The 1,665-nt window shown below is 43.4% G+C and carries 2 protein-coding genes; one reads left to right on the forward strand and one right to left on the reverse strand.

What is annotated here, in order from left to right; genetic code table 11:
• Positions 1–420 precede the first annotated feature (420 nt).
• Positions 421–582: a hypothetical protein gene (locus ACFWW8_RS38555; RefSeq protein WP_376936199.1), complete on the forward strand. Its 162-nt coding sequence runs from the start codon at positions 421–423 to the stop codon at positions 580–582.
• Between the two features lie 407 nt (positions 583–989).
• Here the strand turns inward: ACFWW8_RS38555 and ACFWW8_RS38560 are convergent.
• Positions 990–1,665: hypothetical protein (locus ACFWW8_RS38560; protein ID WP_386537603.1), on the reverse strand; the 676-nt coding region annotated here is incomplete at its 5' end.

Raw genomic sequence — 1,665 nt, forward strand, 5'->3', positions numbered from 1 at the left:
ATCTTAAATAGATTAAGCGGAACGAAGCTAGTCGCTTCGTAAAATAGCTTAAAAAAATGGTGCATGTGATAACGGCAGAGATGCTGTTTCCGAGGACTGACCTACTGGACAGCCCGCAGGACGGCAGCACTGCCGGTTTTCGATTTACCTATAACCATCGAAAACAAGTCCCAATTTTGAGACAACTTTTTAATCAACAAACGTATGTGAAAACGCTTAAGATTATGAGTTTTATGGGTAATCATCGTTTTAATGAAAAACAGCAAAAAAACAGTCTAAAAATTTAAGCTAAACCGCGTGTGTGCTGACACTTACAAGTGCAAAAAATGTTACATGTGATGTTACATTACGAACTACATTTTATGTTACATCGACCTACATGAGATATTTAAATAAAAACTAGATTGGGGAGACTGTGAAATGAAGAAAACAGAAAAAAAATCACAGGATTCTGATCAGCAGAATGAAAAATCACTGACTGAAAGAGTAGCAGAGATACAAGCCAAAATTAAAAGCCTTAGAGGGGATAATCGTGTTCCTTTCGATGAAAAGGCTTTTATGGATGAAGGGTGGGAGCTCTAATGCCCCTCATAGCTCCATAAATCGCCGTGTGAGCGTTTTTATCATATTCAATGTAGTCAACAGGCTCGAACGACATAACGCCCCCTACAGCGCAATTTAAAGGCGCGGGGACGTTATGTCTTGCGTTGCGACTTTTGTCCTGTGTTCATAGGCAGGATACGTAATTTTGTGGTACAAAATTAAATTCATCAAAAAGCACTGTCGAATAGGCACAAAAACACCGCGCCCCAAAATCGCGCTGTAGGTGATTTTTGTGCCGGCTGTTTTTCTGAAACGTCTGTGTAGCAGGAAATGCAACTTGTCAGCGTTACACCTAAAAAACTCAAAAAAAAGCCCTCAAACGAGGGCTTTAGAAGTCAAAGAATTATAAAATTCTGTAGCTCATTAATCGGGCAGAATAAGAGCTGTTATTCAGGCGATAAACCGCCGTCGATAACGTCCAGACGGAAGCGCTCAACAGCTTTAGCGTGGTTATTTACATTCCCACGAAAAGCTCCTTCAGGTGTTACAGTTATAACTTTTACTCGACCACGTTTAACGCGATGAATTGCACCAACTTTTTCAAGCAAATCTAATGCTCTTGCCATTTGTGCTTTGTCAGTTCGCATTGTCTCGCAGAGATCTGCGGCCGTTTTGGTGCATTCGTAACTTTGCCAGCCAAGATTACGGCAGATTTGCCATAGAACGGCCTGAGCGTGATATGCTTGCGCTGTGGTCTTAGCGGATTCAAATAGCCGTTCAGTAACGGCGTCCTGGTACTGGAAAGCAATGGACACGTTACCACCTCCAAAGAAGTCAAATTCAAGTTGCTGGGTAGAACTTAGTTCTTTCGCTGCCTGCGCTGCTTTACGGGCTTGCATAGCACGTTCTGGGCTACTTTCCTGCAATGCTTGTTGATCCAGTAGCAGAGCCGCTTGATCGTAAATACCACGCTTCCTCATAGCCTTTTCAGTTAGGCTTATTGGTGGGTTTGGATTATGACGTTGACGTGGCTGGGCAGCACCAACAATCACGCCAATTGATTGGACGGGAGCCCCAACTCTACGCTGGGCGGCCTGTGTGACCTTTGCAGCTGCGATATCT

The sequence above is a fragment of the Streptomyces sp. NPDC058701 genome (genome assembly GCF_042715295.1).
GTDB lineage: Bacteria > Actinomycetota > Actinomycetes > Streptomycetales > Streptomycetaceae > Streptomyces.